Here is an 18,540-nt window from a genome sequence, read left to right on the forward strand (position 1 = left end):
CCATAGAGCGTTGGAACCACCTGATCCCATCCCGAACTCAGAAGTGAAACGATGCATCGCCGATGGTAGTGTGGGGTTTCCCCATGTGAGAGTAGGTCATCGTCAAGATTAAATTCCGAAACCCCAATTGCGAAAGCAGTTGGGGTTTTGTTTTTGCGCGGCGGAAAAGTTGCGTTGCTGGGGCTGGCCACGCTCGTGTGCTTACGGCTGCCAGCGAGTGCCAGGCTTGCGGCCTACTCTCGTTGCAGAAGGCTCTACTGCCATTGGCGTATACGTTGGGGAGAAGGAGGACGGTCGACTGAGAGCGCCAGAGTCGCTGTTCTCGCTCTCTCCGATCAGGCCCTGTAGCAAGAGAGTGCCTCTCGGCACCAAATCACGAAATCACCCGCGATTGCTCAGATCGTGGTAGCCGGTGTTGTTGATACTCGACGGGGTGAGGGGGAATGCTCTATGTCATGCTCCTCCTTGGAACCACCTTGGCGGCTGATGCGCTAAGCGGATGGTTCTGTCAGTACATGACCCATTGCAAGGCTCCAAGCGGTGTGGAGTTCCTCCTAGCCTCTCCCGTCAAGATGAAGGGCAGGGGCCTCAACAGGCCGATGAGTCCATTCAATGGTGCGAGAACAGGACACTTCCCCACTTCAGCGATTTCAATCCACCACTGGCGAGAACGCCGGTAACCCTTGCCAGGCGACCCCGGCCCACACGCCGCTGCCCGGCGTCAGCAGTCGACCAAGGCTTGCTTCGTTGAACGCCTGCCCCAGTGAGTCGGCCCTGAATGCCGCTACCCACTGGCTGCGTCCGAGCATGAAGGCTTTGCCGAAGTCCTCCCAGTCGTTGAAGCAGTCCTGGGCTCGCTGTGCGTTGAGGAGCAGGATCCGCCAACCGCTCTCGACTTCGATCCAGCCCATCAGTATTGCGCAGCGGACGAAAAAGGCACTGCGCACGCAAGCAAACGCCATGGCCGCCCGCGGGTCGTCGCTGGCGTTCAGGCCGTGCAAGTCAACCCGAAACCATTGGCGTTCCAGAGTGTTATTCAAGTGCTCACGGACTTCCTCATCTGTGGCATTGCTGCGAAAACCGATCTGATGCAGCAGCGGGGCCCTGAGAGTGCTTTTCGCCTGATCCATGAAGTGGGTGGTATCGGGGTCGAAGAAGCCCGTCATCCCGGTGGCATCGACCATGGGTTGCGCCAGCGTCAACGCCCAGCGTTTGCGTGGAGTGAACACCACCAGCGAGGTAGGTGATTGGCGGCGGTAGTAGCGCCAGAGCAGCCAGGCGCCAAAGGCTACTGCTATTACTGTCATCATTTGCGGTTCACCGATTCCTGGCCTGCCAGGCCGCTATTTCCTCCGCCTGGAGCGGGGACATATCTGTCCATGTCACGCCTTCGGTCCGGTATGACGGGGCGTCGGCGTGGGGTTGTGGCCAGGGACTTTTCTTGAAGATATGCCGGGTGGCGTACTTGACCGACGGCGCTTGGGGGGCCACCTCCAGCAGCAGGTCCGACTGACGGGCCGCCACCAGCCACTCGACCATGGCCGAAGGGGCATCCAGCCGACAGAGCAGTTGTGGGTAATGCGCCACCAGACGCGTCTGGGTCTGGGCGTCGCTGACTTCCTCAATGCGCAGCCAACCGGCTTCGGTGCGCACGATGCCGATGGCAATGCAGTCGGCCGGGGTCTGCAGGTCGGTATCCAGAGTATTGAGGAACCGTAGCAGGTCCTGAAAGTAGCGTTCGATGGGGGGACGGTTCTGCTTGCCTTTGACTTGCTCCACGGTCAAAGCGCCGTCGTCCTGGATGATCAGGCTGACGGTGATGTGGGGCTGGCCTTGGGCATCACGCAGGCTGAACACGCGCATGCTCTGTTGCTCCACGGCTTCGGCATAACGCTCGCCGTAGCCACCGGTCAAGGCTCGGCGGTTGGCGAACTGCCCCAGGCAGTGACGCATCACGTAGCTTTCGAAGGCCATTTCCGCCCGCAGCAACGGGCTTTGCGGGCGCAGCTCGACCCAGTTGTGATCGGCGCAGGCCAGGGTCAGGTCCAGGGCGTCGGCCGAGCTTTGACGCCAGCCCTGTTCGACCCGGGCAGCCATCTGTGCATGCTCTTTTTCCCACAGTGCCAGGGCCTGGGGGCAGGTGATGCGATCGAGTTTGCCCTCCAGTGCCGTGCCTTTGCGCGACGTCAGGAACTCTACGAGCACGGCCTCCTGATGCAGTAGCTGCGGTTCCTGTGGATCGATCCATACCAAGGGTGCTACTGCGTTTGGGTTTTCTTCGTTCAGTGCCTTGGCTGCGGCCTTGAAGTGCCCGGCTACCCAGATGGGCAAGGTATCGCTGCCCAGGGCGCTAGCGGCTTCCTCCAGGCTGAAAATGGCGCGCGCCGGCTCAAAGTTACCGACCAGATGCCGGTAGAAGTGATTGAGCAGCCAGCTCTGTACCGGCCCTTCATCACCCCGGCCCTGACTGCGTTGGGCGATGCCGGCCTTGAGCTGGTCGGCATTGAGCAGATTGCGCGGGGCGTAGCTGGAGGTGCGTGGCTCAGTGCCTATTTCCATATCTGCCACCAGCTTTTCTTGCCGACTGTCTGCGCCGGTGCCTGGAGCTGCGCCAGGAGCTGTTCGGTGCGGGCCCGGCACTTGATGTCGTAGTCATCTTCGTCATTGCACAGGGCCAAAGTGCGTGTGCAGTAGTCGATGGCTTCGGCGGTGCGTCCCCGGGCGTGGTGGAAGTCTACCGAGGAGGACATCACCGAGACTTCGTTCATGGCCAGGACCAGCGGCTCATAGCGCTGCCAGAGGCTGTCGGCATTATCCGGGTGGGCATGGGCCAGGTAGCGCGCCACCTTGACTCGGGCGAACAGGGCCGAGCTGTCCAGTTGCTGGTCGCTGACGCCTTGCTCTTCCTGCCATTTGAGCAGGCGTTCGAGCCAGATGAGGATTTCGCTGTCGCGATCCAGCGAGTACAGGGCGTAGGCCACCGAGGCGATGTAGTCGTTTGGATCGTGGCGGCTGTAGCCGAATTCCGCTGAGTAGTGCCACAGCTGTTCTGCGGCTTCGACGATGCCGGGCTTGTCATCCATGCGAATGCGCGCGCTGAGCAGGCCGTTGTAGTGTTCGGCGAACGAGCTGGCGGCAAGACCTCGCAGGTGCAGCTCAATCGCCTCCTCGTAGCGGTTCTGTTCGTTGTAATAGCGATAGTTGATCGCCAGATTGTTGCAGAGCATGGAATACAGGTGGGCACAGGCATCGAATGGGTGACCGCTGCCGCTGGCGAAGTAGCGCTCCATATGGGCCTGGCCCTGCTCGTAGGCATCTCTCTGTGCTTCGCGCAGCAACCAATAGGCCTGGTCGCGGGCTGCTTTGGGCAGTTTGTCGGCCTCGGCTTCCACCAGATCGTCGATGAACGCCGCGTAGTTGTAGCCATACATGCCGCTGGCCAGGATCGGCTTGGGTTGCTTCAGGGCCTCGATCACCCCCAGGTTCTTGACCTGCGCGGCAAACAGCGAAAAGGCGCTGCGGTTGTCCTGCATCCGTCCATCCTGGATGGCCGCCTGCAGCTGGCTGGCCTCGCTGGCAGCGTCGATCAGGCCGCGTTCAGCGTCATGCACGGCGGCCAGGCGCCGGATCCACGGCTGCTCGGGAGCGCGGCGCAGGGCTTCGGCGCGTGCTGCGGCAAACAGTGGATCAAGCAACTGCGGATCCTCCATCGCTGAATGCAGCGCCGCGAGCAGCGGGGAGGCGTCCGCCTCGTTGGCATCGAGCTCTGGCAGTGCAGAGAGAAAGCTCTGCAGCACCTCTTCATTGATGCAGGCGCGCATCACGCAGATTGGCCACCAGGGGTTGTGATCCTCGGGGTCCTGCAAGCGGTTGAGGATCAAACGCGCGGTGGCCGGCCACATTTCGGTTTGTCGCTCGTAGACATCGATGAAAGCGCGATGCCCGGCTTCCTCGATGCGCCCGGCTTCCATCAGCCAGGGCAGTTCGTATTCGATGAAGTTGCTCCCGCCGTCGGAGTCCAGGCTCAGGGCCGCGGCGTTACAGATCTTCAAGGCTCCGGCCAGGTCACCCTGGGCGTGCAGGGCGCGGGCGGCCAGGCGTGCGGTGCGCACCTCCCACTCGCGGCGCCTTGGCAGGGAGAGGTGGGCGGTCAGATGGGCGATGGGTTGCTCGAACAGTGCCAGGCGCAAGGGGATGATCTCGATCAGCGCATTGCCCAGCCAAAGCCAGTCGCCTTCGTCGATGTCCTGATCAGGGCCGGCGCTGCGCAGCGCATTGATCGCTTCCAGGGCGGCGCTGCGGGCGTCTTCATCGTACTGGTGATAGGCCAGGACGCGGGCGCGGCGCTGATGCTGATCGGCAGCATCCCAGGCTCGCAGTGCCACACGAGCAGGGTTGCTCAGCGTCAGCGCGTAGCGCACTTCTATGGTTTTTAACGCGACTTCGAGGCGACCGCCCTCCAGTTCGTCGAAGATCCGGAAGCGACGGTAATGCTCGACATTGAAGTCCAGCGTTTGCGTGGCCATCTGGTTGAGCTGTTCGAGGACCTCGAGCAGGGTCGCTTCGTCATCCAGATAACTGGCGACCCGCAGGCGCAGGATGGCCAGGTTCATCAGCAGTTCGGCGCGCGCCGGCTCGGGGGAGGCCTGCAGCAAGGCGTTGCCATCGTTCTCGATCACTGCCCGGGCCGCCGCTGAGTCGCCGGCCTGCATCCACAGGGTGTGCAGGCGGTCGATGGATGCCAGAGAGTCGGCCCGCAGGGGTTGCGCCTGCAGTTGGGCCAGCCAGGTATCGCCTTCCTGCTCCTGCTGTTGCGCCTCAAGACGGTCCATGAACTGTTCCAGTTCGATGCCGGTTATCACGTTGCTGTCATGCGCCATCGTTAACTCCATTTGATAATGACCTGCGCATCCCGTGATGCACTGCCTGGCGAACCGGCATTGCCTCGTCGTGGGTACCGTCTTCGAGTGTCATGCCGATCCCTCGACACCCGGGTAGCAAGCCTTGGCACCTGCTACTGATAGACCCTCTGCCTTTGGCCGACCCTGCGCGCAGCGTCGGTATTCCAGGCCAAAAACGATCGAGGCTTCAAGGCGCAGCACGCTATCAGGTGATGTATCGGAATCCAAGGTTTGCCCATGCAGCAACGCTGTTTTTCTGCGCCGGGCCGTCTAGGCTGGCAACTGTTAAATCCTCTCGGGCCTCTATAAGGGATTGGCAAGTCCGGCCGATAACTTCAGTGGACAATTGTGTTCCCAAGCGGCGACATGCATCACAGGTCGACTTGAAAGTGCTTGATAGCCTGTGGCCAGCAGCTATTATCTGCGCGCCAAAAACAGGCTGCGAAGCCGGGCGGGTCTTGCTGTCCCTGGATTGATCTTCTTACTTGCCTGGAATCTTCGATGCTGGCGTACCACCAAAAGAGCTTTTTGATCGTCGATGATTTCTCGGACTTCCGCAGTTCGGTGCGTTCGATGTTGCGTGAGCTGGGCGTCAAGGATGTGGACACCGCCGATAGCGGCGAACAGGCCCTGCGCATGTGCGCGCAGAAGCGCTACGACTTCATTCTTCAGGATTACCACCTGGGCGACGGCAAGAAAAACGGCCAGCAGGTGCTGGAAGACTTGATGCTGGAAAAGCTCATCAGTCACGAGAGCGTGTTCCTCATGGTGACTGCCGAGAGCAGCCAGGCGATGGTGCTCAGCGCCCTGGAACACGAACCTGATGCCTACCTGACCAAGCCGTTCAACCGTTCCGGCCTGGCCCAGCGCCTGGAGCGTCTGCAGCAGCGCAAGACCCTGCTCAAGCCCATTCTCCAGGCCCTTGACCGGGGCAAACCGGTGGAAGTGCTCAACGCCTGCGTCGCCCTGTGCAAGCAGGACCCGCGTTACGCGCCACTGTGTCTGCGCTACCGGGCCGATGCCCTGCGCGACATGCATCAGAACGAAGCCCTGGAGCGCCTGTACAACAGCATCCTGGCCGATCGTCCGTTGCCTTGGGCCTATGTCGGCCTTGGTCGCTTGCTGTTCAAGCGTGGGCAGACAGGTGAAGCCAAGGCAGTGTACGAAAAAGCCCTGAAGGCATTCCCGATGATGCCGGGGCTGTACGACGGATTGGCCGATGTGCTGGTGGCCGAAGGGGATACCAAGCGCGCCCAGAGTGTGCTCGAAGAGGCCGTGCGCCTGTCTCCGCTGGCGGTGCGTCGCCAGGCCTTGCTGGGCAAGCTGGCCATGGCCAACGAAGACTTTGACAGTGCTTCCAGGGCCTATCGCCAAGCTGTATCCCAGGGCGCCCAGTCGCGCTTCAAGGATCCGGAAAGCAACCTGGGCCTGGCCCATGCCCTGATCAGCAAGGGCAGCGAAAAGGGCCTGGATACCCGCACCCGCCTGGAGATCAATCAGACCCTGAGTGCGGTGGCCAAGGAAAACCCCAGCGACCCGGGGCTACAGATTCGTGCGCGTTTGATGAAAGCCACCAGTCTGCTGCTCAATGATGCGGAAACTGCGGAGAAGCTCACCGAGCAGGCACTGATGCGTCTGGACGGCATGGAGCAGTTCATGAGTCCGGAAGCCGCCTTGCTGGTGGCCAAGCAGTTGCAGATGCTCGGGCAGGCCAGTGCCGGCGCGACGATGTTGAAGAACTGTGCGGAGATCTACGGCGATGATCCGAAAGTCATGCAGAACATCGCCAAGCTCACCGATGATCCGACTATTCTCAGTTCCTCCAATGCGGCGGCCGACATCAACCGCCAGGGCGTGCGCAGTTACAAGGCCGGCAATCTGAGCGAGGCTCGCGAGTTGTTCCGCAAGGCCCTGGCCATGCAGCCGAAGAACATCAGTATTGCCCTGAATATGGCGCAGTCGCTGTTGCACGGCACGGATCCGAATACAGACGCGGCACTCCTGGAAGAATGCCAGGCGTGCCTGAAAATGGTCGGCATGATGCCCGATACCGATGCGCGTTATCCGCGCTACCAGAAGCTGCGAAGCAAGGCGTTTGGCGAATGAACGAAGAGCAACAGGCGCTCGATTTTTCCACGGTGATCGCCTCCACCGTACACGATATGAAAAACTCCCTGGCCATGCTGATGCAGGCCCACGGTCAGTGGCAGGCTCGACTGTCCGAGGCGCCGCGGGCGCCCGAGCAGGGAGTGATCGATTACCACTTCGCCCACCTCAACGGCATGCTGGTGCAGCTTCTGGGGCTGTACAAGCTGGGCGTCAATCAGTTGCCGCTGCAACCGGCCTACCATGAGCTGGATGACTTCATCGAGGCGCAGTTGGTGAGCCATCAGGATGTGTTCAAGAGCCGCGGCATCTCGGCCACTTATGAGGTCGACCCGTTGAGCCCCCTGGGCTTTTTCGATCGGGAGCTGATCGCCTCGGTGCTGGCCAATTGCATCAACAATGCGCTGCGTTATGCCCGTCATGCACTGTTGATTACCGTCAGTGACGAAGAGGGGCAGGTGGTGCTGTCCGTCAACGATGACGGCGACGGCTACCCGCAGGCGCTGATCGAGCGCCAGGACGATTATCTGCAGGGCATCAATCAGAGCAGCGGCAGCACCGGGCTGGGGCTGTATTTTGCCGGGCGCATTGCCCAGTTGCATCAGCGCAACGGGGTCTGCGGACACACCCGGATCAGCAATGGAGGCCCGTTGGGCGGCGGACTGTTCAAGCTGTATCTGCCTTGAGTGTCTTGTCAGTCACGGTGCAGAGGGCGTTCTGACAGGCCTGACCTGGGTGCTCGGCGCTTGCTTGGGGCTGCTTTCTTTCTGCCCAGGGTTGGTGTCGGGACTGACGTTACGGGTTGTTCGCCGGGAGCTGGTTCCTTCCCGGGATTTTATTCTTGCCTGCTTGAAATCCTGAACGGGTGATGCGTATTTTGTACGGGTCGCCGTTCGCGGCTCGTATAACAACAAGGATTGAGTCATGACAACCGATGGCCACAGTTCACTCGCCGAGCGATTGACGGGCATTGATGAGATTGAATGCGTCACTGCGGATCTCAATGGCGTGCCGCGGGGCAAGGTGATGACCGCCGAGGGCTTCCTCGAAGGGCGGCGCTTGCAGATGGCACGGGGGGTGCTACTGCAATGCATCATGGGCGGGTATCCGCCGGCACGGTTTTACGGCAGCGACGACGGCGACCTGGCGCTCAATGCCGATCCTCGGCAGATTCATCGCCTGCCCTGGAGCCAGGCGCCGCGGGCGCTGGCCATCTGTGACGCGGACGAGCTCAGTGGCGAAAGCTCGCGTTTGTCCACCCGGGGCCAGCTCAAGCAGGTGATCTCGCGTTATGCGGCTCTGGGCCTGGCGCCTGTGGTGGCCACTGAGCTTGAGTTCTTCGTGTTTGCGGCCAATGACGATCCCTCCCAGGCCTTCCGGCCGCCGCTGGGCCTGGATGGTCGGCGGGAAGAAGGGTATTCGGCGTTCAGTGTCAGTTCCAACAACGGCCTGCGGCCGTTCTTCAAGGAAGTCTACGAATGCATGGCGGCCCTGGGCCTGCCCCGCGATACGTTCATGCATGAGATGGGCGTCAGCCAGTTCGAGATCAATCTTTTGCATGGCGACCCGTTGCTGCTGGCGGATCAGACTTTCCTGTTCAAGCACTTGCTCAAGGAAGTGGCGCTCAAGCACGGATTGATCGTGGTCTGCATGGCCAAGCCGCTGGCCCGCACGCCCGGCAGTTCCATGCATATCCACCAGAGCCTGGTGGAGATCGGCAGTGGGCGGAATGTCTTCAGTGACGAGGCCGGGCAACCGACGGCGATGTTCCGTCATTTCATCGGCGGCTTGCAGGCCGGCCTGGCGGATTTCACCGCGTTGTTCGCGCCTAACGTGAACTCCTATCAACGCTTGTGCCATCCTTACGCTTCGCCGAACAATGCCTGCTGGTCTTATGACAACCGGGCTGCGGGGCTGCGCATACCGGCCAGTTCAGCGGTGGCGCGACGGGTGGAAAACCGCCTGCCGGGCGCGGATGCCAACCCGTATCTGGCCATCGCCGCCAGCCTGGCTGCGGGCCTGCATGGGATCGAGAATGAGCTGGAGCCCACGGCGGCGATCCAGGGTGAGTTTGAAGTGCCGGACAATTTGTCCCTGCCTTGTACCTTGCATGCGGCCCTGGAGCGTCTGAAACGTAGTCAGTTGGCCAGGGAACTGTTCGGTACCGAGTTCATCGAAGGCTACATCGCTTCGAAGACCATGGAGTTGACCAGCTTCTTTGATGAAATTACTCCCTGGGAGCGGCGTGTGCTAGCGGCCCAGGCATAACCTAACCCGTCGCTGGCCGGGCCTCGATCTGTCAGGGGCCCGGCACCTCATTCAAGGAGCCGCTCGGAACGTCGATGCGCCAAATTTGGAAATCCTTTCGAGCGCTTTATTTCGCCTCGCTGATGATGTTGATCGGCTCGGGCCTGCTCAGCACCTATCTGGCCCTGCGCCTGGCTGCCGATCATGTCGATGGCCTGTGGGTGGGGGCTCTGATGGCGGCGAACTATTTCGGCCTGGTATTGGGCGGCAAGCTGGGTCATCGGCTGATTGCCCGAGTCGGACATATCCGTGCTTACGCCACCTGTGCCGGGATCGTTGGCGCGGCGGTGCTTGGGCACGGTCTGGTGGACTGGCTGCCTGCCTGGCTGGTGCTGCGGATGATCGTCGGCCTGGGGATGATGTGTCAGTACATGGTCATCGAAAGCTGGCTCAATGAGCAGGCCGACGCCAATCAGCGTGGGCTTGTGTTCAGCGGCTACATGATCGCTTCTTACCTGGGGCTGGTGCTGGGTCAGTTGATACTGGTCATGCACCCGGCTCTGGGGCCGGAGCTGTTGATGCTGGTAGCCCTATGCTTTGCCCTGTGTCTGGTGCCGGTGGCCATGACCCGGCGTATTCACCCGGCACCTCTGCACCCGGCGCCAATGGAACCGCGGTTCTTTATCAAGCGGGTGCCGCAGTCCTTGAGTACCGTGCTGGGCTCGGGCCTGATCGTCGGCTCGTTCTACGGTCTGGCGCCGCTCTACGCCTCGCAGCAGGGGCTTAGCACCGAGCAGGTGGGCTTGTTCATGGGGAGCTGCATCTTTGCCGGGCTGGTGGTGCAATGGCCGCTGGGCTGGTTGTCGGATCGTTATGACCGGGCGCTGTTGATTCGTTGTTTTGCCTTGTTCCTGGCGGTTGTGGCCTTGCCCCTGGCGGTCCTGCCGGCGGTGCCTCTGGAGCTGCTGTTCGTCCTTGGATTCCTCTGTTCGCTGGTGCAGTTCTGCCTTTATCCGCTGGCGGTGGCTTTTTCCAATGACCATGTGGAAAGCGATCGACGGGTGTCGCTGACGGCGATGTTGTTGGTCACTTATGGCGTTGGGGCGAGCGTCGGCCCGTTGGTGGCTGGGGTGCTGATGAAGCTGTTTGGCAGCCAGATGCTCTATGCCTTCTTCAGTTTCTTTGCCCTGGTGCTGGTCTGGCGGATTCGACCGAAGGCGGTGACCAATCTGCATCAGGTGGACGACGCGCCGCTGCATCACGTGGCAATGCCGGACAGTATGTCCAGTTCGCCTTTGGTGGCGGCTCTCGATCCGCGGGTAGACGAGCAGGTGGTCCAGGATCAGATGCAGACCGCTCCCGTGCCGGACCCCGCTGCGCCTGCAGGACCCGATACGCCGCAAGCGACGGATGAGGGGGCGCCCGAGGATCGCGCTCGGGATCACCTGAGCGGGGCCAGACCCTAGAAATGCAAAACGGGCAGTTGCCGCAAGGCACTGCCCGTTTTCATTGGTGTTTGCTGAATCAGAGGTCGTCTTTGTCGAAGCGCCGTGCTTCACGCTGCAACTGATAGACGAAGCGCTCTACCTGGCGCTGGACCAGACCGCTCATGTTATGAAAACGCACGCCGGCAAAAGTGGTGTCGATGCGTTCTTCGTGATGCAGGTAACGCAGCTCGACCGGGGCGGTCATGTTGCCGAAGGGCAGGGCGGCGATGAAACGTTCGTATACCTGACCCAGTTGCAGGCGCGAGGAAATATCACCATCGAAGCGCAACTTGCAGCCGGTGGCGGAGATATCCAGCAACTTGCCTGTCAACGGTGATTTGAGTTTTTCGCCGCTCAGTTCGATATCCACCAACTGCGCCAGTTTGAGTGCGGCACGGAAAGCGTTGCGGCGTTGATGGTAAACCACCTCGTCCGGCAAGGTAGCGCGGTAGCAGCGACCGCCATTGGACTCGTCCAGGGTTGGAGTGCCATTGCTTTCCCAGGCGATGCGCACGCCTTCATGAAAGCCTTCAACGCGAAACGGCTCGCCTGCCAGAAGGAAGCGCTCGCCATCGCGGGGAATCATTTCATCGAGTGCAATCATGTTGCTGTCGCGGTCCACTTCCACCAGGTAGCTCTGGAAACGCTGGCTGCGCTCATGGAAAGTGATGATCAGCGGGTCGTGGCTCTCTTGCAGCAGCCGCAGGTTGGAGGAAATTTCCAACGCAGTGGTGAACACCTTGGGTGGCTGCGGAGCATCTTCCGCGTTTGAGGCGTTGAACACGGTTCATCAATCTCCAGACAAAATACAACTACACGCAGGAGCTGGCATTCTGCCAGCATGTTTCACGGCTTGGTAGCACGCGCTCATTTTTGGGGTTTAAGCCTGACTGAGTGGGCGGGGCTTCGCAAGCATAGAGGTAGAGCCGCGGGCGTCATATAGGGCTGGGGGTTCGCCGCCGTTGAGGATTTTCAACTGGTTGGCAGTGGTGGCCTGCTGAATCTGGATCGAGCGGCCATTGAGTTCATTGGTGGCCTGGCAGTCGGCGAGCAGTTGGGTCAACAGGCTGCTCTGCTCAAGGAGCTGATCGCCCACACTCGAGTGACTGGCCAGTTGTTCGAGGCCGGCACGATTGGTTGGCAGGTTCAGGCTGGCGAGGATCTCTGTGCGTTTGCGGCCATGCTGTTCCAGCAAAATGACCAGGGCTTGCTTCTGCGCCAGAATATTCTCCAGCAACGGCATGTCACGACCGTGCAGGGCTACGGATTCGGCTCTGAGCAGTTCCAGCAGTTGTTGTGCTGGGGCAAGGTCATCGTTGATCAGTTGCAGTAGATTCGTGTCGTGCATGGCTGGCCTTGGGAGTTAAGCGTCCAAAAGCCTGGCGCAAGCCTGAGGCTAGCGCTGGGCTTCGAAGTTGAGCAGTTTGCTGGCTACACGGTTGCTGTCGACCTTGTAGCTGCCATCGGCAATGGCTTGCTTCAACTCGGCCACTCGGGCCTTGTCGACAGCAGGCTGATCGCGCAGCTTGTCGGTGATTTTCTGCAACTGTTGAGCCTCATTGCTGAGGTGTACCGATTCCCCGCTTTTGCTGGTCTCGGCTGCAGTTGCCAGCGGCACGGACTTGCCGGCATCGCCGGTTTCCTTGCTGGTGCTGGTGCGCGTACTGCCTGTCAGTAAAGGGGAGCTGTTTAAACGGCTGAAGTCGATGACCATGATGAAGAAAACCTCTGGGTATTTGGACGCTTGCCATGTTTTCGGCCATACCCTGAAAAACTTTAGGCTCGATTGTCGATAAGCCAACGCAGGCATCTGCGACCTTGTATTGGCCACAGTTTAGGGAACGAGCGAGTCGAGCGCCAGATATCTACATGGCAACTTCCACCTGGCCAGGTGCAGTGACGCGAGCCTTGATCACCCGTTGCGAGTTCAGGTTCTTGACCCGAATCTGCTCGCTCATGCCGCCGTTAGACAGTGCTTCCCCCGGCATTCGTACATTCAGGGTGCCGCTGCGTGCCGAGATCACTACGTGATCGCCTTTGCGCACCACTTCTGCCTGTTCCAGATGACCCAGGGTAATCAGTTGGTCGGCGACCATTGGTCGGACAAGTTTCTGGCCAATGGCCTGGTCTACCGAGGTCAGGTAGCCCTGATTGTTCTGGCTGATGTCCCGCTCGCGCAGCACGACGTCTTCGGGCTCAATGATGCCGGCGCGTTTGAGTGGTCGTGAGCTGGTGACCACTTCGCGGAACAGTTTGACCTGCGCCGGGACGAATACGGTCCAGGGCGAGCCGCCTTCGCAGCGTACCTTGACCGTGACCCTGCCCAGTGGCTGGGCAGGGCTTTCCAGGCTCGCTGTCAATTCCTTGTCGCACGCGGGCATGTGCATACGGGGATCCAGCTGGTTGACCTGAATTTCGTAGCGCCCTTCCGTTTGACTGGTAGCCAGGTAGTCTTCTACCGTGAATTCAAGAAACCCTTGAGTGACGCCGATAAGTAGATCAGGCAGGGTGACCGAATCAGCAACGGCAGGGCCGCCAGGGTTTAAGATACACAAGGCCGACAGCCCGCAGAGCAATGTGCGATAGGGGGATGTCAGGCGTCGGAAAAATGTCGTTTTGGCGTTCATAACAGTTAAAAAGCAAGCGCCGTGCCGTTTAGCGATGAGCGTGCGTCGGATCTTAAAGCTTTGGGGAGTCTGGGCATGGCTGGTGTAATGGATTCGGTAAACCAGCGCACGCAATTGGTTGGGCAGAATCGCCTGGAACTGCTGCTGTTCCGTCTGGACGGTGAGCAGCTTTACGGGATCAACGTTTTCAAGGTTCGCGAGGTGCTGCAATGCCCCAAGCTGACTCTGATGCCCAAATCCAATCCTGTGGTGTGCGGTGTCGCGAATATTCGAGGGGCGACCATTCCGATCCTGGATCTGGCAATGGCTACGGGTTCTGGTGGGTTGAAGGATCAGAGCAGCCCGTTCGTTATCATCACTGAGTACAACACCAAGACCCAAGGGTTTCTGGTGCGTTCAGTGGAGCGCATCGTCAATATGAACTGGGAAGAAATTCATCCGCCACCCAAGGGAACCGGTCGCGATCACTACTTGACCGCTGTGACCCGGGTGGACAACCAGTTGGTCGAAATCATCGACGTGGAAAAAATATTGGCGGAAGTCGCGCCGACCTCGGAATCGATTTCGGCGGGCGTGGTGGATCTTGAAACCCAGCACAAGGCCGTTTCACTGCGGGTGCTGACCGTCGACGATTCGTCGGTGGCGCGCAAGCAGGTCACTCGCTGCCTGCAGACCGTGGGTGTCGAGGTAGTGGCTTTGAACGATGGGCGACAAGCGTTGGACTACTTGCGCAAGCTGGTGGATGAGGGCAAGAAGCCGGAAGAGGAATTCCTCATGATGATTTCCGACATCGAGATGCCCGAAATGGACGGCTACACCCTCACGGCCGAGATACGTAATGATCCACGCATGCAAAAGCTGCATATCATCCTGCATACTTCGTTGTCAGGGGTGTTCAATCAGGCGATGGTAAAGAAGGTCGGTGCCGATGACTTCCTTGCCAAGTTCCGTCCTGACGACCTGGCTTCCCGGGTAGTTGACCGGATCAAAGCAGCAGACCACAGCTGAGGGCATCAGCCCCTGGCGGACATAAGATTTAAGAGGCGGCAGCATTGTCTACGGGTAATTTGGATTTTGAACAGTTCCGGGTCTTCCTGGAAAAAGCCTGTGGTATTTTGCTCGGGGAAAATAAGCAATATCTCGTCTCGAGCCGTCTCAACAAACTGATGGAGCAACAAGGTCTAAAAACCTTGGGTGAGCTGGTTCAGCGGATTCAGACCCAGCCGCGCAGCGGATTGCGCGAGATGGTGGTGGACGCGATGACGACCAACGAAACCTTGTGGTTTCGTGACACCTATCCCTTCGAAGTACTGAAGAACAAGGTGCTTCCCGAAGCGATCAAGGCCAGCCCCAGCCAACGTTTGCGGATCTGGTCGGCGGCTTGCTCGTCGGGGCAGGAACCCTATTCGTTGTCGATGTCCATCGATGAGTTCGAGCGCAGCAACATGGGCCAGTTGAAGATGGGGGTGCAGATCGTTGCCACCGACCTGTCCGGAACCATGCTCAACAACTGCAAGACCGGCGAATATGACAGCCTGGCAATTGGGCGCGGCCTTTCTGCCGAGCGCCTGCAGCGTTACTTCGATCCCAAGGGGCCGGGACGCTGGGTGGTCAAGGCGCCGATCAAGAGTCGAGTGGAGTTTCGCTCGTTCAACCTGCTGGACAGCTATGCCAGCCTGGGCAAGTTCGATGTCGTGTTTTGCCGCAATGTGCTGATCTACTTCTCGGCCGAGGTCAAGAAAGACATCCTGATGCGCATTCACAGCACTCTGAAACCTGGCGGTTATCTGTTTCTGGGGGCTTCCGAAGCGCTCAATGGCCTGCCGGACCATTACCAGATGGTGCAATGCAGCCCGGGGATCATCTACCAGGCGAAGTGATCGACAGTTGCAGCAACGAAAAGGAGGCCATCAGGCCTCCTTTTTTGTGCGCGTCAGTTTCTTGCAAGCAGTGGCAAATGCGGCAGGGCACTTGCCGCTTTGCCGGCGATTCGCGGAAGGCCATTGCCGCTTTTCTGGCATTGCCGGCTTGCCGCTGTCGGCAAAGCCTTGATTTACGGGGCTTCAGGACTTGGCACGTAGCTTGCTATACCCAGATTACGAAAAATCAGGTCACCCAAAGGTTTCCGACATGAGCATCAGCTTCGATAAAGCGCTCGGTATCCACGAACAGGCTCTTGGCTTTCGCGCCAAGCGCGCCGAAGTGCTGGCCAACAACATCGCCAACGCCGACACCCCGAACTACAAGGCTCGGGATCTGGACTTTTCCGCCGTGCTCGCCGAGCAAAATGAAAAGGTCAAGAACGGCACCTTCGCGTTGAACATGACCAACACCCGGCATATCGAAGCCCAGGGCCTGAGCAGTGGCGACGAGTCGCTGTTGTATCGGACCCCGATGCAGCCTTCGATCGACCAGAACACCGTGGACGCCCAGCTGGAGCAATCGAGCTATGCGCAGAACTCGGTGGACTTCCAGGCCAGCTTCACGCTGCTCAACAGCAAATTCAAAGGGCTGGTAGCAGCCCTGCGCGGAGAGTAATCCATGTCCCTCGCCAGTGTTTTCAATATTGCCGGTAGTGGCATGAGCGCTCAGACCACGCGTCTGAACACCGTCGCCAGTAACATCGCCAACGCCGAGAGCGTGTCGTCGAGCATCGACCAGACCTATCGCGCGCGTCATCCGGTATTCGCCACCATGTTCCAGGGTGCCCAGAGCGGCGGCAGCGATTCGCTGTTTCAGAACCAGGACGCTGCAGGCCAGGGCGTGCAGGTGCTGGGTGTGGTGGAAGACCAGAGCAATCTGGAAGCTCGCTACGAACCGAACCATCCGGCCGCCGACGCCAAGGGTTACGTCTACTACCCCAACGTCAACGTGGTGGAAGAAATGGCCGACATGATTTCTGCCAGCCGCTCGTTCCAGACCAACGCTGAAATGATGAACACCGCCAAAACCATGATGCAGAAGGTCCTGACCCTCGGTCAGTGATAAGGGGCGAAGCCAATGAGTGTTACTGATACCACCAGCGGCCCGTCCCTCAAGGACGTATTGGCCAACTCGTCAAAGAAAACCACGACCACTTCCAGTGCCGACGGCCTGGCGGCCGCGACCAACAGCGCCACTGGCAAGCAGTCCCTGGGCAAGGATGCGTTCCTCAAGCTGCTGGTGACCCAGCTGAACAACCAGAACCCGCTGGATCCTCAGGACAACAGTGCGTTCGTTGCCCAGCTGGCGCAGTTCTCCACCTTGGAAGGGATTACCACCCTCAATACCTCGGTGAACTCCATCACTGGCAACTACAAGTCGTCTCAGGCGTTGCAGGCTTCGTCCCTGGTGGGGCGTTCGGTAATCGTGCAGACCGGTACTACCCAGGTCGACACCAGCAAGAGCATGACTGGCTCGGTCACCGTGCCATCCAGCGTCAGTTCGGTCACCGTGACCGTCACCGATAAGAACGGCAACACCGTCAAGACCATCGACATGGGCAGCCAGAAGGCCGGCAACGCCAGCTTCGTCTGGGATGGCACCAAGACCGACGGTACCAAGGCGGATCCGGGCAGCTACAGCTTCAAGGCCAGCACCACCATCGACGGCAAGGGCACTGATCTGATCACCTACCTGCCGGCGACGGTCAACAGTGTGACTATCAGCCAGACCGGCGGCGAGTTGATGTTGAACCTTGCCGGCATGACCAGCCCGATTGGCCTGTCCAAAGTACAAACCATTGGTATCTAGAGCCGACTAACCGGCAAAAGGAGAGGAATATGTCTTTCAATATCGGCCTTAGCGGTCTCTACGCTGCCAACAAACAGCTGGACGTTACCGGCAACAACATCGCCAACGTCGCTACCACCGGCTTCAAATCCTCCCGCGCGGAGTTCGCCGACGTCTATTCGGCCACCAAGCTCGGCAGCGGCACCCAGGTGATTGGTAACGGCGTGCGCCTGGCCAACGTTTCCCAGCAGTTCACCAACGGTGATATCAACAACACCGGCAACGTGCTGGACATGGGCATCCAGGGCCAGGGTTTCTTCGTGCTGAGCACCAACGGCTCCCTGACCTACACCCGTGCCGGTACCTTCAAGACCGACAAGGATGGCTTCATCACCAACAGTGATGGCACTGCACGCCTGCAAGGTTATGCCGTGGATGCCAATGGCAAGATCATCAACGGTGTATTGACCGACCTGCGGATCGACACTTCGAACCTGGCGCCCAAGCCGACCGACTCGATCTCGTCGACCATCAACTTGAACTCCGATTCGACGCCGATCAATGTGGGGTCGACCTCTCCGGCCTACGTGTTCAATCCGACCGATAACACCACCTATACCAAGCAGTTCAGCACGCCTGTGTATGACACCCAGGGCAACAAGCACGTCATGGATCAGTACATGATCAAGACGCCGAATGCTAACGAATGGCAGACCTATACCCTGATCGATGGTCGCAACCCTGACGGCACCGCGTTCAGCATGGCCAACCAGTCGCCGATCACCATCAAGTTCGACTCGTCGGGCAAGCTCAGTTCCATTACCCCGCCCGCTGCGCCCGGGACTACGCCGTACACCATTACCGGTAACAGCATTGTCATGTCGGCCACAGCCTGGACTCCGGGTACCGTCACCAATGGCGTGTTCACTCCTAACGGTGCCAAGCCTGCGCCGAACGGTGTCAGCATCGACATGACCAAAACCGGTTCGGTGTTTGGCGAAACCACCCGCTCGGTGATCGCGCAGAACGGTTACTCCACTGGCCAGATCTCCAGCCTGACCATCGACGGCACTGGCGTGATGCTGGCCAACTTCAGCAACGAGCAGACCAAGCCGATCGGCCAGATCTCCCTGGCCAGCTTCACCAACGAGCAAGGCTTGCAGCCGGTAGGCGGCACCCAGTGGAAAGAGACTTACTCGTCCGGTATTCCAGGCTATGACGCGCCGAAGACCGGTACCCTGGGCGCGGTAGTGTCCAACTCCCTGGAAGAGTCCAACGTCAACCTGACCAACGAACTGGTGAACCTGATCAAGGCCCAGAGCAACTATCAGGCGAACGCCAAGACCATCTCCACCCAGAGCACCATCATGCAGACCATCATCCAGATGACCTGATGCGGGTTGGCTGACACGCTGTACGAAAAGCCCCTCTTTGAGGGGCTTTTTTGTGCCTGTTCGATGG

Annotated in this window: 17 protein-coding genes and 1 rRNA gene; 11 read left to right on the forward strand and 7 right to left on the reverse strand. The window is 59.7% G+C overall.

The window, feature by feature from the left end; all coding sequences use genetic code 11:
* A 5S ribosomal RNA gene (gene rrf, locus DNK59_RS25710) occupies positions 1–108 on the forward strand; the annotation flags it as partial.
* Positions 109–650: 542 nt separating this feature from the next.
* On the opposite strand, the gene DNK59_RS25715 is transcribed toward rrf, so the two are convergent.
* Genes DNK59_RS25715 through DNK59_RS25725 form a run of 3 tightly spaced genes read right to left on the reverse strand, consistent with a single transcriptional unit; the run spans position 651 to position 4,880 of the window.
* Complete coding sequence (locus tag DNK59_RS25715; protein WP_110725062.1) at positions 651–1,310, reverse strand: DUF1266 domain-containing protein; 660 nt, start codon at positions 1,308–1,310, stop codon at positions 651–653.
* A gap of 7 nt (positions 1,311–1,317) precedes the next feature.
* On the reverse strand, positions 1,318–2,559 hold the full coding sequence (locus tag DNK59_RS25720) for a hypothetical protein (protein ID WP_110725063.1): 1,242 nt from the start codon (positions 2,557–2,559) through the stop codon (positions 1,318–1,320).
* Positions 2,550–4,880, reverse strand: coding sequence for a hypothetical protein (locus tag DNK59_RS25725; RefSeq protein WP_110725064.1), 2,331 nt, complete (start codon positions 4,878–4,880; stop codon positions 2,550–2,552). The genes DNK59_RS25720 and DNK59_RS25725 overlap by 10 nt, the downstream gene beginning before the upstream one ends.
* Positions 4,881–5,402: 522 nt before the next feature.
* Here DNK59_RS25725 and DNK59_RS25730 point away from each other — a divergent pair.
* The 4 genes from DNK59_RS25730 to DNK59_RS25745 all read left to right on the forward strand — a co-directional run bounded on the left by DNK59_RS25730 (position 5,403) and on the right by DNK59_RS25745 (position 10,720).
* Entirely contained in the window at positions 5,403–7,007 is a 1,605-nt protein-coding gene (locus DNK59_RS25730) for a tetratricopeptide repeat-containing response regulator (protein ID WP_092311639.1), read from the forward strand.
* Positions 7,004–7,693 (forward strand): sensor histidine kinase KdpD, encoded by a 690-nt coding sequence (locus tag DNK59_RS25735; protein WP_110725065.1) that lies wholly within the window; start codon positions 7,004–7,006, stop codon positions 7,691–7,693. The genes DNK59_RS25730 and DNK59_RS25735 overlap by 4 nt, the downstream gene beginning before the upstream one ends.
* 340 nt (positions 7,694–8,033) lie before the next feature.
* Positions 8,034–9,275: a glutamine synthetase family protein gene (locus tag DNK59_RS25740; RefSeq protein WP_177431305.1), complete on the forward strand. Its 1,242-nt coding sequence runs from the start codon at positions 8,034–8,036 to the stop codon at positions 9,273–9,275.
* Positions 9,276–9,349: 74 nt separating this feature from the next.
* Positions 9,350–10,720 (forward strand): MFS transporter, encoded by a 1,371-nt coding sequence (locus DNK59_RS25745; protein ID WP_110725067.1) that lies wholly within the window; start codon positions 9,350–9,352, stop codon positions 10,718–10,720.
* Between the two features lie 58 nt (positions 10,721–10,778).
* Here the strand turns inward: DNK59_RS25745 and DNK59_RS25750 are convergent, their stop codons facing one another.
* The 4 genes from DNK59_RS25750 to flgA all read right to left on the reverse strand — a co-directional run bounded on the left by DNK59_RS25750 (position 10,779) and on the right by flgA (position 13,368).
* Entirely contained in the window at positions 10,779–11,525 is a 747-nt protein-coding gene (locus DNK59_RS25750; RefSeq protein ID WP_110725068.1) for a flagellar brake protein, read from the reverse strand.
* A gap of 96 nt (positions 11,526–11,621) precedes the next feature.
* Positions 11,622–12,089, reverse strand: a complete 468-nt coding sequence (locus DNK59_RS25755; protein ID WP_110725069.1) for a flagella synthesis protein FlgN — start codon at positions 12,087–12,089, stop codon at positions 11,622–11,624.
* A gap of 48 nt (positions 12,090–12,137) precedes the next feature.
* Positions 12,138–12,455 carry a flagellar biosynthesis anti-sigma factor FlgM gene (gene flgM, locus DNK59_RS25760; RefSeq protein WP_092311657.1) on the reverse strand — a complete coding sequence of 106 codons (318 nt, stop codon included), beginning with the start codon at positions 12,453–12,455 and terminating at the stop codon, positions 12,138–12,140.
* A 151-nt stretch (positions 12,456–12,606) separates the two neighbouring features.
* The gene (gene flgA, locus DNK59_RS25765) at positions 12,607–13,368 is read right to left on the reverse strand and encodes a flagellar basal body P-ring formation chaperone FlgA (protein WP_110725070.1); all 762 of its coding nucleotides are present in this window, start codon (positions 13,366–13,368) and stop codon (positions 12,607–12,609) included.
* Positions 13,369–13,443: 75 nt separating this feature from the next.
* Between flgA and DNK59_RS25770 the strand changes: the two genes are divergently transcribed.
* The 6 genes from DNK59_RS25770 (at position 13,444) to flgE (ending at position 18,473) form a co-directional block, all read left to right on the forward strand.
* Complete coding sequence (locus tag DNK59_RS25770; RefSeq protein ID WP_092311663.1) at positions 13,444–14,376, forward strand: chemotaxis protein CheV; 933 nt, start codon at positions 13,444–13,446, stop codon at positions 14,374–14,376.
* Between the two features lie 44 nt (positions 14,377–14,420).
* Positions 14,421–15,248: a protein-glutamate O-methyltransferase CheR gene (gene cheR, locus DNK59_RS25775; protein WP_110725071.1), complete on the forward strand. Its 828-nt coding sequence runs from the start codon at positions 14,421–14,423 to the stop codon at positions 15,246–15,248.
* A gap of 250 nt (positions 15,249–15,498) precedes the next feature.
* The gene (gene flgB, locus DNK59_RS25780) at positions 15,499–15,906 is read left to right on the forward strand and encodes a flagellar basal body rod protein FlgB (RefSeq protein ID WP_016967562.1); all 408 of its coding nucleotides are present in this window, start codon (positions 15,499–15,501) and stop codon (positions 15,904–15,906) included.
* A gap of 3 nt (positions 15,907–15,909) precedes the next feature.
* Positions 15,910–16,353 carry a flagellar basal body rod protein FlgC gene (gene flgC, locus DNK59_RS25785; protein ID WP_011062742.1) on the forward strand — a complete coding sequence of 148 codons (444 nt, stop codon included), beginning with the start codon at positions 15,910–15,912 and terminating at the stop codon, positions 16,351–16,353.
* A gap of 15 nt (positions 16,354–16,368) precedes the next feature.
* Positions 16,369–17,100: a flagellar hook assembly protein FlgD gene (gene flgD, locus DNK59_RS25790; protein WP_110725072.1), complete on the forward strand. Its 732-nt coding sequence runs from the start codon at positions 16,369–16,371 to the stop codon at positions 17,098–17,100.
* 29 nt (positions 17,101–17,129) lie between these two features.
* A complete protein-coding gene (flgE, locus tag DNK59_RS25795; protein WP_110725073.1) occupies positions 17,130–18,473 on the forward strand; it encodes a flagellar hook protein FlgE in 1,344 nt (447 codons plus the stop codon).
* The last annotated feature ends 67 nt before the right edge of the window (positions 18,474–18,540 follow it).

This window comes from Pseudomonas sp. TKO26, assembly GCF_003225665.1.
Lineage (GTDB): Bacteria > Pseudomonadota > Gammaproteobacteria > Pseudomonadales > Pseudomonadaceae > Aquipseudomonas > Aquipseudomonas saponiphila.

Coding starts and splice junctions, on each gene's coding strand:
- DNK59_RS25715 (WP_110725062.1), bottom strand. CDS start 1,310: ATGATGACAGTAATAGCAGTAGCCTTTGGCGCCTGGCTGCTCTGGCGC.
- DNK59_RS25720 (WP_110725063.1), bottom strand. CDS start 2,559: ATGGAAATAGGCACTGAGCCACGCACCTCCAGCTACGCCCCGCGCAAT.
- DNK59_RS25725 (WP_110725064.1), bottom strand. CDS start 4,880: ATGGCGCATGACAGCAACGTGATAACCGGCATCGAACTGGAACAGTTC.
- DNK59_RS25730 (WP_092311639.1), top strand. CDS start 5,403: ATGCTGGCGTACCACCAAAAGAGCTTTTTGATCGTCGATGATTTCTCG.
- DNK59_RS25735 (WP_110725065.1), top strand. CDS start 7,004: ATGAACGAAGAGCAACAGGCGCTCGATTTTTCCACGGTGATCGCCTCC.
- DNK59_RS25740 (WP_177431305.1), top strand. CDS start 8,034: ATGACCGCCGAGGGCTTCCTCGAAGGGCGGCGCTTGCAGATGGCACGG.
- DNK59_RS25745 (WP_110725067.1), top strand. CDS start 9,350: ATGCGCCAAATTTGGAAATCCTTTCGAGCGCTTTATTTCGCCTCGCTG.
- DNK59_RS25755 (WP_110725069.1), bottom strand. CDS start 12,089: ATGCACGACACGAATCTACTGCAACTGATCAACGATGACCTTGCCCCA.
- flgM (WP_092311657.1), bottom strand. CDS start 12,455: ATGGTCATCGACTTCAGCCGTTTAAACAGCTCCCCTTTACTGACAGGC.
- flgA (WP_110725070.1), bottom strand. CDS start 13,368: ATGAACGCCAAAACGACATTTTTCCGACGCCTGACATCCCCCTATCGC.
- DNK59_RS25770 (WP_092311663.1), top strand. CDS start 13,444: ATGGCTGGTGTAATGGATTCGGTAAACCAGCGCACGCAATTGGTTGGG.
- flgB (WP_016967562.1), top strand. CDS start 15,499: ATGAGCATCAGCTTCGATAAAGCGCTCGGTATCCACGAACAGGCTCTT.
- flgC (WP_011062742.1), top strand. CDS start 15,910: ATGTCCCTCGCCAGTGTTTTCAATATTGCCGGTAGTGGCATGAGCGCT.
- flgD (WP_110725072.1), top strand. CDS start 16,369: ATGAGTGTTACTGATACCACCAGCGGCCCGTCCCTCAAGGACGTATTG.
- flgE (WP_110725073.1), top strand. CDS start 17,130: ATGTCTTTCAATATCGGCCTTAGCGGTCTCTACGCTGCCAACAAACAG.